This is a genomic window from Corynebacterium sp. HMSC08A12, assembly GCF_001807485.1.
Taxonomy (GTDB): domain Bacteria; phylum Actinomycetota; class Actinomycetes; order Mycobacteriales; family Mycobacteriaceae; genus Corynebacterium; species Corynebacterium evansiae.
Window position 1 is genome coordinate 369850 of the sequence record NZ_KV789168.1, and the last position, 13721, is coordinate 383570.

Below are 13721 nucleotides of genomic sequence, written 5' to 3' on the forward strand. Positions count from 1 at the left end.
CTAGCTCTTCTCTAGCTCTTCTCGATGTAGTCCTGGTCGTCGATCTCGATGTCCACCACCAGCGAGCGCGCCAGCTGCTCATCGTAGGCCACCAGCGCCTCTGCGTAGTCGCGCGCCGATTCGATGATCTCGCCGTCGGTGCTGAGGTCTAGTAGTGACGCCCTTCGCGCCGACCGCCCCGACTGGTCCTGGCCCAGGATGTCTCCTTCGGTACGCATCTTCAGGTCTTCCTCCGCCAGGCGGAATCCGTCGTTGCTTTGCGCCACCACCTGCAGGCGGTGAAAGGAGGGGCTATCCGGCGCGGCGGTGGTGTGCAGCAGGCACAGCGAGTCCCGGCGTCCGCGGCCGATGCGCCCGCGCAGTTGGTGGAGCTGGGAGAAGCCGAAGTTCTCGGCCTCCAGGATCATCATCATGGAGGCGTTCGGCACGTCCACGCCGACCTCGATGACGGTGGTGGCGACCAGCACGTCGATCTTCCCGGCGGCGAAGTCCTGCATCACCTGGTCCTTGTCGGCGGGGTCCATCTTGCCGTGCAGCATCGCCACTCGACAGCCGGGCAGTTCCTCGGTGGAGATCCGCTCACACCATTCCTCCACACCGGAGCGACCCTCGATGCGGGGCGCGACCACGTAGGCCTGGCCACCGGCCTTGATCTCCTCGCCCATGCGCTCCCAGGCGCGCCGCACCCAGCGGTATTTGTCGGCGGGTACCACCACTGTTTCGATCGCCCCGCGTCCGCCGGGCTTGCCGACCAGCGTGATGGGCGTCAGGTCGCCGAACATCGTCATTCCGACGGATCGCGGGATCGGGGTGGCGGTCATAACCATCATGTGCGGGGTGGCATCCACGGGCGCGGATTCCCGCAGCTTGTTGCGCTGTTGCACGCCGAAGCGGTGCTGCTCGTCGACGATCACCATGCCCAGGCGGTAGAACTCCACCGAGTCCTGGATTACCGCGTGCGTGCCGACCACGATGTCGGTCTGGCCGGAGACCAGGTCCAGCAGCGTGCGCTGCTTATCTGCCTGCTTCTGGCTTCCGACCAGTACGGATACTCGCACGTCGGTGTTTTCCAGCATCTTCACAAGGCTGCGGGCGTGCTGCACGGCCAGGATCTCGGTCGGCGCGATAAACGCGCATTGGTAGCCGGAGTCCACGGCCCAGAGCATGCTGATCAACGCCACCATCGTCTTGCCGGAGCCGACCTCACCGTGCAGCAGCAGGTTCGCCGGGGTGGTTCCGGCCAGGCGGGAGCCGATATCCTCCAGCGCCATCTTCTGCCCGGCGCTGAGGTCGAAGGGTAGCCCCGCGATCAGCTTTTCCACGTTCTCGCCCGGCGCGAGCGCCATGCCGGTGCGCTTGGTGGCGTCATTGCGGCGCAGAGCCATGACTAGCTGCAGCTCGAGTGCCTCGTTGAACTTCAGCCTGCGTCGGGCGGGCTCGGGGCCGGCTTCGCTCGGCTGATGGATGTGCCGTAGTGCATCGGCGAAGCTGATCAGCGGGCGGCCCTTTCCATCCGTGGGCCAGGCGGGCGCGCCGGGGTTGCGGCGCGGTAGGGGCAGGAACTCGCCGGGCTCGTCCATGACCCGCAGTACGTGGTCCATTACTCCCAGCATCTCCGCGGTGGAGGTGCCGGGGCGGCGTTTGTAGCCGGCCATCCACGGCTTGGCCAGTAGCTCCTGGGCGGCGGTCTCGGAGCCCATGACGTCCACGATGGTCTTCAGCGGCCCGAACATGCCGAACTCCGCGTCCAGGGCGGGCAGGATGGATACGTAGCTGGGGTTCTTCAGCTCCCACTGGCCGTTGAACTCGGAGAGCTTGCCGTGCAGCAGCATCATCGAGCCCCGCTTGATGCGCTTCCGGTGGTAGGCCACGTTCCCAAACAGCGCGGAGCGGAAGGTTCGCACGCCGTCGGTGAAGGTGAACGCCAAAAATTTTCTGGGGCCGCGCCCGGAGTGGTTGTCTTTCTCCCCCACGCTGAGGATCTCCCCAGCGCAGGTGTACTTCTCCCCGACTCGCAGCTCGTCCAGCCCCTGCGGAGAGCCGAGCCGCGCGTAGGTGACGGGGAAATTCAGCACTGCATCGGCGATGGTTTTGATGCCGGGTTTATCGGCCAGCCGCTTCGCGCGGTCGTTGGAGATCGCAACCGACAGCGGGCGCGAGTCCTGCCACCCCAGCATGAGCTATTCCACCCCGATCTGCACCAGGCACGGGTCGTAATCGTTGCCTTGTAGTTCGATGTGGTGGTCGTCGATCTGCACGTCTGGGTATAACTCGGCGAAGGTTGCTTTCAGCCCATCGATGGCGGTCTGGTCAGTCGCCGGGTCGCTCCACAATAGGGTCACCAGCTCGCCACCGTCGGCCAGCATTGTGCTGAGGGTATCGACCATCGTGTCGGGCGGGCACGTGGCGAAGCGTTGCGCCTCTACCGCGTCGATCATTTCCTCGACATTGTCGTCCCAGTCCACGGTGGGGTCGTTCACCGCCAGTGCCGCTAACCCACCAACCAGCGATTTCGTGTCGATAATGTCGACTTCCCGCGCCCCGTCCAAACCTTGCAGGGCGGCGACATCCTGTCCGTTGGTCAGCACGGCTATCGGCCCTGCGCCCAGCCCCTGCACTGCTTCGCCCAAGGTTTTATTGTTTGGTGACGCCACCGCCACCGCCCCCGCAGCCTCAAACAACTGTGCGACCCCGCCGGTGGGCGTGAGCGCCACGATGAACGGCCCCTGGTCTTCCGCCCGTGCTTGGGCGCCCGAGGGGGCTGGTGTGCTTGGCTTTCCGCTTTCGACGGCTTCCCCGTCGGCGGGCAGAACCTCGATGCGCAGATCGGTGACGGTTCCCAAGGCAAAGGCCTTCTCGATCACCTCGCCGGCGCGGTTGGTGTGCACGTGCGCAGTGCCGGATTCCGGACTCAGGGGTCCGACGATCACCGAATTGCCGTGGGCTTCCAGCAGCTCCCGCAGGGCATCCAGGTTCCCCTCGAAAAAGAACATCACCTCGACCTCTTGCTGGGTTCGCTCGTGGTCGGGCGTGGGGGCGTCCTCAATAAGACCTGCACCGTCCAGAACATCAACCAGGGCCTGCAGGATCACCACGAGGCCCTGGCCGCCCGCGTCCACGACCCCCGCTTCGGCGAGAACGGGCAGCTGGTTGGGGGTGTTGGCCAGGGCTTCCTCGGCGGCGTGGAGGGCGCGGGTGGCGACGTCGGCGAGGTTCGGTTCGGCTTCGTGCGCGGCGGTGGCGGCGGCATCGAGCACGCTGATGACGGTGCCCTCGACAGGCGTGGAGATTGCGGTGCGGACGAAGCCCACAGACTGCGAGAGTGTGTCCGCTACGGCGGGGCCGTCGATGTGGCCCTGCGAGGCCGCCTCGGCGAGGGCGCGCATTACCTGGCTGAGCACCAGGCCGGAGTTTCCGCGGGCGCCACGAACAGCGCCGGTGGCCAGGGCGATGGTGACCTCGGGGAGGCTGGCGCCCTCCTCCAGTGCGTCGACCGCCGAGACTGCTGTGGTCATGGTGTGCGCCATGTTGGAGCCGGTATCGGAATCCGGAATCGGGAAGACATTCAGGGAGTTGATGGCCTGGCTCTGCTCGCGGAGCCTGCTGGCCGAGAGGCGAGCCCACTGAGCGACCACGCGCGCGTCGAGCTGAGCCGGCGTCTGATTCACCGGTTGTGCTTCTGCCACCGGTTGCGCCCCTGCCTTCCTGGATTTCACTCCCACTACCCTAGCGAACCAGCCGGACAGCAGGGCGGTTTGCGGGATCGTGGCGCGTTAGGGGTGATCGGAGCGGGCTAGAGCCGCCAGTCGACGGGCGCGCCGCCGGAGGCCTGGAGGATCGCATTTGCCCTGCTGAACGGCCGCGAGCCAAAGAAGCCTCGATAGGCGGACAGCGGCGAGGGGTGCGGGGACATCACGCAGCGCTCCGGGCCGATGAGCGGTGCCAGCTGCTGGGCTTGCTTACCCCACAGGATCGCGGCGAAGTGCGGGTTGGCGGCAACCTGGCGGACGGCGGCCTCGGTGATGGCCTCCCAGCCACGGCCGCGGTGGCTGCCCGCGTTGCCCGCCTGCACAGTGAGGACGCGGTTGAGCAGCAGCACCCCACGGTCGGCCCACGGGGAGAGATCCCCGTCGGCCGGGGCGGGCAGCCCGAGGTCGTCTGTGTACTCGGTGTAGATGTTCTTCAGCGACTTCGGCAGTGGTTCGCCCGCGGGCAGCTCCGCGGAAAACGCCAGCCCCACTGAGTGCCCGGGTGTGGGGTACGGATCCTGCCCGACGATCAGCACTTTCACCTGGGTGGGGTCGGACTCGAAGGCTCGCAAAATTTTTTCTGGCACGGGCAGGGTCTGCGCCCGCTGCCCCTGGCCTGCCGCAGCTTGTGCCTCCTCCAGCGCACCGGCCAGCACCGACTGCAGCCCCGGCAGATACCACGCCGGGTGGATGCGCTCGATCAGCTGGTGCGCCTGCGCCTGTGCTTGCGCGCTCGCCTGCGCGCTCTCTTGGTTCTTCGCAGAGTCCATATCCACTGCCTACACCGACTGCCAGCCATGTGTAAATGGCGGACGGCCACCGTCGACCAGCACGTAATCCAACCCGCCAGCCGGGTCCTCCCCAACCTCCTCCGAGAGGCTGCGCACAGTCCCGATGCGGCGGTAGCCGCTGGGCATGCGGGCGTCCGTAGTTCCCAAAAGAGTATGGTCCTCGCCGCCGGTGTAAATCCACTCCAGAGGGTTCTTGCCCGTCATCTGCGCCGCGTGCCGCAGCTTCTCGTCGGGCACCAGCGCCGCCCCGTCCAAGTCCAGGCACACCCCGGAACGCTCCGCGATGGCGCACAGGTCCACGATCAACCCGTCGGAGTTATCGGTCATGGCGCTCGCACCCGTCGCCCGCGCGACGGAGCCACGTCCCGGCTGCAGGCGCGGGGCGCAGTGCCAATCGGCTAATTCGTTGAGGATCGGATCGTCGGCCGGGATCGCTTTGCGCGAACCATAGTGCCGCAGAATCGCCAGCCCTGCCGCGCTGTATCCAATCGGCCCGCTGGCGATGATCCGTTGCCCCACGCCCGCGCCATCCAACGTCAAAGCCGCGGCCGGGCCGGAAAGCTCCCCCATCGCGGTGATGGAAATGACCAGGTCCTTGCTGGTCACAACGTCTCCACCGACCAGCTCCGCCGCCCACGGGGAAGCTGCCTCGTCGATGCCGCGCGCAATATCCGCCACCGTCTGCAGCGGCAGATCCCCCGGCGTGGCAATCGCCATCAGAATCGCCGTCGGCCGGGCGCCCATCGCCTGGATGTCCGCGAAGTTCTGCGTCACCGCCTTCACCCCGACCTCCCACGGAGTCGAGTAGTCGAACGTGAAGTGCCGCCCCTGAACGAGAATGTCCGTCGAACACACGTGCCGTGAATTGGTACCGGCGGGTTCCAACACTGCGGCGTCATCACCATTAAGAGAACTCGGCGCGGCGTTGCGGATCGCCGCGATGGTGGCGGCCTCGCCGGCCTCGGCGACAGTGAGTGAAGTGCGCATGCGGCCTTTCGGTCGAGGGATGCTTGGGGTACCGCGACAAGTCTAATTAAGATAATGCGCTATGAGTGACGAATCCACTTCCCCTGTGTCCACCCCGCGGTATCTGCTGGTGTTGTCGACGGTGCTGGCCATTCTGCTGATTGTTGTGGTTATCGCGGCGGCGAAGATCACGATGGATAAGAAGGTTTACGCGCCGGTGGCGATGGGTCCGGTGGATGCTCCGGAGGCATCGTCGCAGGTGTGCGCCGATTTCGTGGCGGCGCTGCCGCGGGACTTGGATCGTTTCCGTTCTGTGGAGGTTCGCGACCCGGCGCCGGATGGGGCCGCGGCTTATCGTGACTCTTCGGGCGCGGAGTTGTCTGTGCGCTGCGGGGTGAATGTGCCGGATCAGTACACGGTGTTGTCGCCGGTGTTTACTTCTGGCGATGCGCGCTGGACCGCCGTTTCTGATGCCACCCCGGGCTCTGACCTGCGAACTTGGTACGCGGTTGGGGGTTCGCCCGCGGTCGCGGTGACGGCTTCTTCCGACGTGGGCAGCGCGCTTGAGGGGGTTGGTTCTACTCTTTCTTCTCTTTATGACGCCAACTCTCCAGCAAAGCCCGCCCCCTACCCACTGTCCGAGGCTCCGGTGGCTGGCGGCTCCGGTGGTTCCGGCGAGGCTAGCGGTTCCGGTGGTTCCGACAAGGCTGGCGACTCTGGCGAGGGTGGCACGTCCGGTGGCGCAACCGAGTCCCCAGCGTGCCGCAAGTTCCTGGAATCTCTGCCGGATTCGCTGGGCGACTGGCGACTGGTTCACATTTCTGCCGGCAGCTCCAAGCTGAAAAACGCAGATGCGCTACCCGAAGGCGTGGACGAGTCGGTGTTCGACAAGGCTCCCAGTGGCTCGGCGACCTACCTGGCCGAAGGACATGAGCCGGTGGTCATTCGCTGTGGCCTGGAGATGCCTGAGGCCTATGAGCCGGGGGCCAACCTGACCCAGGTTGATGACGTTCCGTGGTTCTCCGATCCCTCGCTGTCGCGCGGGTCGACGATGGGCCACTGGTATGCCCTGGGGCGGGAGCAAATTGTGGGGCTGGCGATGCCACAATCCGCCGGCGAGGAGGTCATCACTTCCGTGACCAGCGCAATCTCTGATTCTCTCAAGAAGACCGAGAGGCAGCCCACCCCCGCCCAGCAGTAGCCGCCCGCCCGTAGCCGCCCCGCCCAGGTCCAGCAGTGGCGGCCCTGCACACTCCACCTCTGCAGTCCCACACTCCACATCTGCAGCCCCGCACTCCACATCCACAGCCCCGCGCTTCCCACCTGCAACAGGAGCCTCACTCACACCATGCCGTCAGTGCCAAATGTCGGAAAAGTTGCAAAACGTCAAAACGCTACTCTCACCCCTTGCGAACAAAAAGCTTCTGACCTGCATGTTTACACTATTGAAAATGTGCACCAGTAACAAATTGCAGCTTTTCCGACATTTCCGCCCCTACGCGCCCCAAACACCAGCAACTTTGCCGACATTTCCCCTCACGCAGGCTGAAGATAGGCACATCCCAGTCCCCGATGTCGTCAGAACGGGAATCCATCCCCGCAGCTGGCGAAAGAATAGGCACACCCCGGCACCGAATGTCGTTAGAACGGGAATACGTCGCCGCGACCGAAGTCTCGCAAATTATCGCGAGCGCCTGACCTGCAGGTTTAGGTTAAAGAAAACTGGTAGCAATAACGGATTCCCGTTCTAGCGACATTCGCAGGCCGCGGCCAACCAGCTACAGCCAGGGTGCAGCCAGCCAGAGCCAGCAACCGATCTAGGCCAGGGCGCGGGCGATCAGCGCGCTGACCAGGTCGCCGAAGCTCACGCCGTCAGCGGCAAACATCTTCGGATACATCGAGATCGGCGTAAACCCAGGCATCGTGTTGATCTCATTCAGCACGGGCCCGTTTTCCGTGGCGAAGAAGTCCACGCGCGCGATGCCATCGCACCCCAGCGCGTTGAACGTGCGAATGGCCAGTTGGCGGATCTCCTTCAGAGTCTCCGCAGGTAGCGGCGCCGGGATGGTGGCGGAGACGGTCGAGTCGACATACTTGGCGTCAAAACCATAAAACCCTTCGGCACCATCCTCAGTGCCGTTCAGCATCGCCGGAACAGAAGACACGATCGAGCCATCCGCGTGCTGCAGCACACCGCACTCGACCTCGGCGCCGTGGATCATGGCCTCCACGATCACCTTATTGTCATTGGAAAAAGCCAAATCAATGGCGGCATCGAATTCTTCCCAGCTGTCCACCTTGGAGATGCCGATGCTGGATCCGCCGCGCGCCGGCTTCACGAACACGGGCAGCCCCAGTCGCTCCTTCTCCTCGGCAGTCAGCTCGCGGGGCTGGGACAGGATCAGCTCCTCGCCCACCGGGATGCCAGCCTCGCGCGCCAGCCGCTTGGTGAAGTCCTTGTCCATGCCCGCCGCCGAGGCCAGCACGCCGTTGCCGACGTACCGCACGCCAGCCAGATCCAGCACGCCCTGCACGGTGCCGTCCTCGCCGTTCATGCCGTGCAGCACTGGGAAAACAACGTCCACCTGCGCAAACACTTCGCCTGCCTGTGGTCCGGTCACGTAGCGCATCTCGCCCGCCGCACCAGAGCCCGCAGAGCCGTCCGTGCCAGCCCCGCCGAACGTCAGCTGCACGTGCACGCCCCCGTCTTCCACGCGCGGCATGTCCCGCCCGTCGGCGCGCAGCTGCGAGGTGTCGGTCGTCCCGGGCACCCATGCGCCGGCTTCGGTGATCCCCACGGGAACCACGTCGTAAATCTCCGGGTCCAGGTGGTCGATCACCGCACCTGCGCTAATGCAGGATACGGAGTGCTCAGTCGACTGGCCGCCGTACAGGACGACGACGGTGGTGCGTGCGTGCTTCTTGGCTTCGTTACTCACAGCTTTTTACCTTAGCCGTTTTTAGGACGCCACATCCCCACCGCCCCGCCCCTTCAACCGAACTCCCAGTCTGCTTGGGCCTACTCGGCCTTCTTGCTGCGCCCGAGCAGTCCCATCATTACCTGCTGCACGTCGGCGCCTTCGTGGCAGACTCCCACGACTGCGTCGGTGATGGGCATTTCCACGCCGACCTTCTCCGCCAGTTCCTGCACGGACTGGCTGCTCACCACGCCTTCGGCAACTTGTCCCTTGGTGGACGCGGCGGCCTGTTCCAGTGTCTCTCCCTTGCCCAGGTGCTCCCCGAAGCGGCGGTTGCGTGACAGCGTGGAGGTACACGTGGCAACCAGGTCACCCATGCCAGCCAGGCCGCTGAGCGTGCGCGCATCGGCGCCAACTTTCAGCGCCAGGCGGGTCGTTTCCGCCAGGCCGCGGGTGATGACGGTGGCGGCGGTGTTGTCGCCGAAGCCCATCCCCGCGGCGATGCCCGCCGCCAGGGCGATGACGTTCTTGCAGGTGCCGGCGATTTCACAGCCGATGACGTCCGTGTTGGTGTACGGGCGGAAGTACGGCGCAGCCACGGCCGCCTGGATCAGCTTCGCGCGGTCCATGTCGGTGCAGGCCACAACGGTTGCGGCGGGCTGCCCCTGGGCCACTTCGCGGGCCAGGTTCGGGCCGGTCAGCACGGCCACGCGCTCGCTGGGCACATCCGCCACCTCGGAGATCAGCTGGCTCATCCGCAGGCCGCTAGAGTGTTCGATGCCCTTGGCCAGGCTCACCAGGGAAGCATCCGAGCCGATGAGTTCCTTCCAATTCTGCAGGTTCTCGCGCAGCGACTGCGAGGGCACTCCCAGCACCACGATCTCCGCGCCGTTCAGTGCCTCGGCGGGGTCGGTTGTGCCGGTCATCGCGGCTGGCAGTTCGATATCCCCCAGGTAGGCGCTGTTTCGGTGATTGTCGCGCACGTCCTCTGCGACCTCGGCGCGGCGCGCCCAGAGGCGGACCTCGTTACCGGCGTCAGCAAAAACCTTGGCAACCGTCGTGCCCCAGGAGCCTGCGCCCATCACTGCTACTTGCACCATCTGCTTGTCGCCTTCCCGCTTGCGCTGTACGCCTATACTGCGTGCCTACTTGTCTGCCTGAGTTCGGTATAACTTTTGGGTTCGTTATACGATTGTCGGCAATAGTCTATCGAAAGGGATCCCTTTAAAAGTGATCACTCACACAGGAACTGGCGATCTTTCTACGTCCCTGGCCATGTCGCGGCACGATCAGGGCCACGTGACCCGCATCGGATCCCGCCCTAGCGAGGAATTCGCCCGCCCGACCTTCGCCGCGGGTGCGGTTATTTGGCGTTTTTCTCCGGACGCCGCCGCCTCCACCCCTAACTCCCCCGAGTCCACGGACGTGGAGATCGCGATCATCCACCGTCCCCGCTACGACGACTGGTCACTGCCGAAGGGCAAGGTCGACCCCGGCGAGAACCTGCCAGGAACCGCCATGCGCGAGATCTGGGAGGAGACCGGCTTCAGCGTGCGACTGGGCTGGGTTCTGGGTTATGTCCACTACCCTGTCGGTTCGCGCACGAAGGTGGTTTATTACTGGACTGCCCAGCACTTGTCCGGCGAGTTCGAGCCCAACGATGAATCCGATGAGCTGCGCTGGGTATCCCCAGAAGAGGCCAAGGAGCTGCTGAGCTACGAGGCCGACCTGAAGGTCGTGGATGCCGCAATGGGCGTGCTGAAGCTGGGTTGTGACCGCCGCGTGCTGTACGTTCGCCACGCGAAGGCGCATGCCCGCGAGGGGTGGGCCGGCGACGATGATCTGCGCCCCTTGAGTAAGAAGGGCCGCCGCCAGGCGGAGCTGCTGGTCTCTGAGCTGTCGGGCTACCGCCCGGAGACGATTTCTTCGGCCGTGCCGGTGCGTTGCGAGCACACGGCCGCGCCGATTGCTCAGGACTTGGGGTTGGAAGTTACTTTTGACGCCAACCTGGGCGATGCCGGCTGGGCTGCCGATGCGGATGCAGCGGTGGATGCGTTCCACGCCGCCACGGCCGCACCTGTGTCCATGGTTGTAGCCCAAGGCACGGTGATCCCTGGTGTGCTGGCCCGCATTGCGGGCGAGCACGACGTGGAGATTGAGGATATGCGCGTGAAGAAGTCCAGCACCTGGGTGCTGCACTTCGCCGGGGACAAGCTGCTGGGGCTGGATTACCTGGCCAGCCCGCTGTCCGTTAAGTAAACGCCTCCCTCCTCAGTGAGGCGCCGCAGCTTGCCGGCGCTAGCTGGCGGGAATCGTGCGCGGCTTGAAGCTGGCGCGCTGGGATTCGAAGGCCTGGATGGCCTCTTCGTTGCGCAGGGTCAGGCCGATGTCGTCCAGACCCTCCATCAGGCGCCAGCGGGTGTAGTCGTCCACGTCGAAGCCGAAGGTGTGGGTGCCCAGGGTGACGGTGCGATCTTCCAGGTTCACGGTGATTTCCGCGCCCGGCTGCTGTTCCAGCAGCTTCCAGATCAGCTCGATGTCGCTTTGTTCCATCTGGGCGGCCAGCAGGCCTGCCTTGCCGGAGTTGCCGCGGAAGATGTCGGCAAAGCGGGAGGATAGAACCACGCGGAAGCCGTAATCCATCAGCGCCCAGACGGCGTGCTCGCGGGAGGAGCCGGTGCCGAAGTCCGGGCCTGCCACCAGCACGGAGGCGTTCTTGTAGGGCTCCTGGTTCAGGACGAACTCCGGGTCTTTGCGCCAGCCGGCGAACAGGCCGTCCTCGAAGCCGGTGCGGGTCACGCGCTTCAGGTAGACGGCGGGGATGATCTGGTCGGTGTCGACGTTAGAGCGGTTCAGCGGTGCCGCCACGCCAGTGTGGGTGTTGAACTTTTCCATGGTGTTCTCTTCTGCTTTCTGCTCCCCCACCTGCGGTTTAGGTCGCTGGTGGGGAGGCTCGAAAAATTTTTGCGCGGGTCTTGTACGGGTATCTAGCGGTCTGTTTTACAGATCCGCCGGGCCTGCAAGGTGGCCTGTCACGGCGGTGGCGGCGGCAACTGGCGGGGAGACCAGGTGCGTGCGCCCTCCCTTACCCTGGCGGCCTTCGAAGTTTCGGTTGGAGGTGGAGGCCGAACGCTCGCCCGGGGCAAGCTGGTCCGGGTTCATTCCGAGGCACATGGAACAACCTGCGGTGCGCCATTCCGCCCCGGCGTCAATAAAGATTTGATCTAGCCCCTCTTCTTCCGCTTGCATCTTCACCCGCGTGGAGGAAGGAACAACGATCATGCGCGTGCCGTCGGCGACAGAGCGGCCCTTGACGACCTCCGCGGCGGCGCGCAGATCCTCGATGCGGGAGTTGGTGCAGGAGCCGAGGAATACCGTGTCGATCTTGATGTCGCGCAGCGGGGTGCCGGGCTTGAGGTCCATGTACTCCATGGCGCGCTCGGCGGCGAGGCGGTCGTTGTCGTTGGTGAAGTCCTCCAGCTGCGGGATGGATTCCGCCAGCGGCAGGCCCTGGCCGGGGTTGGTACCCCAGGTGACGAAAGGAGTCAGGGCGGAGCCATCGATGTGCACGACGGTGTCGAATTGCGCGTCGTCGTCGGTGCGCAGGGACTTCCAGTACTCCACGGCTGCGTCCCAGTCCTCGCCCTTCGGCGCGTGCGGGCGGCCTTCGAGGTAATCGAAGGTGGTCTGGTCGGGGGCGATCATGCCCGCGCGGGCGCCGGCCTCGATGGACATGTTGCACATGGTCATGCGGGCTTCCATGGACAGCTTCTCGATGGCCTCGCCGCGGTACTCGATGATGTGCCCCTGGCCGCCGCCGGTGCCGATCTTGGCGATGATGGCCAGGATCAGGTCCTTGGAGGTCACGCCCGGCTGCAGTTCGCCGGAAACCTCAATGGCCATCGTCTTGAAGGGCTTCAGCGGCAGAGTCTGGGTGGCCAGCACGTGCTCAACCTCGCTGGTGCCGATGCCCATGGCGATGGAGCCGAAGGCGCCGTGGGTGGAGGTGTGCGAGTCACCGCAGACGACGGTCATGCCAGGCTGGGTCAGGCCCAGCTGTGGGCCCACGGTGTGGACGATGCCCTGTTCAATGTCACCCATGGAGTGCAGGCGGATGCCGAACTCTTGGGCGTTATCGCGCAGGGTGGATACCTGCAGGCGGCTGGTGGGCTCCTGAATTTCCTGCAGGTCGCCGGTCTTCACACCAACGGTGGGAACGTTGTGATCCTCGGTGGCGATGGTCAGATCCGGGCGGCGAACCTTACGGCCGGCCTGGCGCAGGCCATCGAATGCCTGGGGCGAGGTAACCTCGTGTACCAGGTGCAGGTCGATGTACAGCAGGTCGGGGCCGCCGTTTTCTCCGGCTGCAACGATGTGGTCGCGCCAGACTTTTTCCGCGAGGGTTAGGGGTTGGTTCGTCACGGTCTCTCCTCTGTGTCCGCTATACAGTTCCACTGGATGGAATGTATAGTATCAAATCATGGGACACAATACGGAAATTCCCGCAACAAGCGGCATTCAAGTTTTGGACCGTGCGATCTTCATTCTAACGGTCATCGCAGCAGAACCTCGCAACCTTTCCGATCTGTGCGCCATCACCGGCTTGCCACGCGCCACGGCGCACCGTATCGCCGTCGCGCTGGAGAAGCACAGGTTGATCGAGCGCGGGGTGGACGGTGCGTGGGTCACTGGCCCAGCCCTGTCCGAGATGGCGCCGTCTACCTCTTCTCGTCTTGAGGACGCCGCAGAGTTCATCCTGCCTGACCTCATGGCAAAGACGGGCGAGTCCGTGCAGCTATACCGCCTCTCCGGGATGGAGCGCGTGTGCATCGCCAACGCCGAGCCCGCCACCGGCCTGCGGGATACGGTGCCGGTGGGCCATCGGATGACGTTGACCGCCGGCTCTGCGGCCAAGTTGTTAGTTGCCTATGCGCCAGAAGCGTTCCAGAACCAGGTGCTGCCGGAAGCCGCGTACACGCGCGAGGACTTGGAGAAGATCGCCGCCGAGGGGATCGCGGAATCCTCCGCCGAGCGCGACCCTTCCCTAGCTTCGGCCTCCGTGCCGGTCTACGGAGCAGACGCGCAGAACCGCACCGTAATCGCCTGCCTATCCATTTCTGGCCCCGTGGCCCGCATGGGTGAGCACCCAGCAGAGAAGTTCGGCGCAGATTTGAAGGAATCCGCCCGCCAGCTGGAGAACTTGCTGCGGAAGTAGCTGCTCCCAGTGCAACTACTCCCCTAGCGCAAAAAAATTTTTTAGACACTACAAGCACCAGAACAACCAAGGAGAAGATCCC

The 13721-nt window shown here is 64.8% G+C and carries 11 protein-coding genes; 3 read left to right on the forward strand and 8 right to left on the reverse strand.

The window, feature by feature from the left end; all coding sequences use genetic code 11:
- Window positions 1-11: 11 nt before the first annotated feature.
- From HMPREF3166_RS03610 to HMPREF3166_RS03625, 4 genes are all read right to left on the reverse strand, one after another.
- Window positions 12-2177, reverse strand: a complete 2166-nt coding sequence (locus HMPREF3166_RS03610) for an ATP-dependent DNA helicase RecG (RefSeq protein ID WP_070487700.1) — start codon at window positions 2175-2177, stop codon at window positions 12-14.
- 3 nt (window positions 2178-2180) lie between these two features.
- On the reverse strand, window positions 2181-3686 hold the full coding sequence (locus HMPREF3166_RS03615; protein WP_246816917.1) for a DAK2 domain-containing protein: 1506 nt from the start codon (window positions 3684-3686) through the stop codon (window positions 2181-2183).
- A gap of 107 nt (window positions 3687-3793) precedes the next feature.
- Complete coding sequence (locus HMPREF3166_RS03620; protein ID WP_070487704.1) at window positions 3794-4519, reverse strand: uracil-DNA glycosylase; 726 nt, start codon at window positions 4517-4519, stop codon at window positions 3794-3796.
- A gap of 9 nt (window positions 4520-4528) precedes the next feature.
- Window positions 4529-5527: a thiamine-phosphate kinase gene (locus HMPREF3166_RS03625; RefSeq protein WP_034970398.1), complete on the reverse strand. Its 999-nt coding sequence runs from the start codon at window positions 5525-5527 to the stop codon at window positions 4529-4531.
- Between the two features lie 61 nt (window positions 5528-5588).
- On the opposite strand from HMPREF3166_RS03625, the gene HMPREF3166_RS03630 reads away from it, so the two are divergent.
- Window positions 5589-6707, forward strand: coding sequence for a DUF3515 domain-containing protein (locus HMPREF3166_RS03630; RefSeq protein WP_070487706.1), 1119 nt, complete (start codon window positions 5589-5591; stop codon window positions 6705-6707).
- Between the two features lie 616 nt (window positions 6708-7323).
- On the opposite strand, the gene HMPREF3166_RS03635 is transcribed toward HMPREF3166_RS03630, so the two are convergent.
- Both HMPREF3166_RS03635 and HMPREF3166_RS03640 read right to left on the reverse strand, forming a co-directional pair.
- Window positions 7324-8445 carry a D-alanine--D-alanine ligase family protein gene (locus tag HMPREF3166_RS03635; RefSeq protein WP_070487708.1) on the reverse strand — a complete coding sequence of 374 codons (1122 nt, stop codon included), beginning with the start codon at window positions 8443-8445 and terminating at the stop codon, window positions 7324-7326.
- An 80-nt stretch (window positions 8446-8525) separates the two neighbouring features.
- The gene (locus HMPREF3166_RS03640) at window positions 8526-9524 is read right to left on the reverse strand and encodes an NAD(P)H-dependent glycerol-3-phosphate dehydrogenase (RefSeq protein ID WP_070487710.1); all 999 of its coding nucleotides are present in this window, start codon (window positions 9522-9524) and stop codon (window positions 8526-8528) included.
- Window positions 9525-9699: 175 nt separating this feature from the next.
- Between HMPREF3166_RS03640 and HMPREF3166_RS03645 the strand changes: the two genes are divergently transcribed.
- A complete protein-coding gene (locus HMPREF3166_RS03645; RefSeq protein ID WP_070487712.1) occupies window positions 9700-10683 on the forward strand; it encodes an NUDIX hydrolase in 984 nt (327 codons plus the stop codon).
- A 39-nt stretch (window positions 10684-10722) separates the two neighbouring features.
- On the opposite strand, the gene leuD is transcribed toward HMPREF3166_RS03645, so the two are convergent.
- Window positions 10723-11319: a 3-isopropylmalate dehydratase small subunit gene (gene leuD, locus HMPREF3166_RS03650; protein ID WP_070487715.1), complete on the reverse strand. Its 597-nt coding sequence runs from the start codon at window positions 11317-11319 to the stop codon at window positions 10723-10725.
- A gap of 105 nt (window positions 11320-11424) precedes the next feature.
- Window positions 11425-12846: a 3-isopropylmalate dehydratase large subunit gene (leuC, locus tag HMPREF3166_RS03655; RefSeq protein WP_070487717.1), complete on the reverse strand. Its 1422-nt coding sequence runs from the start codon at window positions 12844-12846 to the stop codon at window positions 11425-11427.
- Window positions 12847-12904: 58 nt separating this feature from the next.
- On the opposite strand from leuC, the gene HMPREF3166_RS03660 reads away from it, so the two are divergent.
- Window positions 12905-13639 carry an IclR family transcriptional regulator gene (locus HMPREF3166_RS03660; RefSeq protein WP_070487719.1) on the forward strand — a complete coding sequence of 245 codons (735 nt, stop codon included), beginning with the start codon at window positions 12905-12907 and terminating at the stop codon, window positions 13637-13639.
- The last annotated feature ends 82 nt before the right edge of the window (window positions 13640-13721 follow it).

What these genes read in the sequence shown, in the direction of transcription:
- HMPREF3166_RS03660 (WP_070487719.1), top strand. Translation starts at nt 12,905, where the DNA reads ATGGGACACAATACGGAAATTCCCGCAACAAGCGGCATTCAAGTTTTG.
- HMPREF3166_RS03640 (WP_070487710.1), bottom strand. Translation starts at nt 9,524, where the DNA reads ATGGTGCAAGTAGCAGTGATGGGCGCAGGCTCCTGGGGCACGACGGTT.
- HMPREF3166_RS03620 (WP_070487704.1), bottom strand. Translation starts at nt 4,519, where the DNA reads ATGGACTCTGCGAAGAACCAAGAGAGCGCGCAGGCGAGCGCGCAAGCA.
- HMPREF3166_RS03610 (WP_070487700.1), bottom strand. Translation starts at nt 2,177, where the DNA reads ATGCTGGGGTGGCAGGACTCGCGCCCGCTGTCGGTTGCGATCTCCAAC.
- HMPREF3166_RS03645 (WP_070487712.1), top strand. Translation starts at nt 9,700, where the DNA reads ATGTCGCGGCACGATCAGGGCCACGTGACCCGCATCGGATCCCGCCCT.
- HMPREF3166_RS03630 (WP_070487706.1), top strand. Translation starts at nt 5,589, where the DNA reads ATGAGTGACGAATCCACTTCCCCTGTGTCCACCCCGCGGTATCTGCTG.
- leuD (WP_070487715.1), bottom strand. Translation starts at nt 11,319, where the DNA reads ATGGAAAAGTTCAACACCCACACTGGCGTGGCGGCACCGCTGAACCGC.
- HMPREF3166_RS03625 (WP_034970398.1), bottom strand. Translation starts at nt 5,527, where the DNA reads ATGCGCACTTCACTCACTGTCGCCGAGGCCGGCGAGGCCGCCACCATC.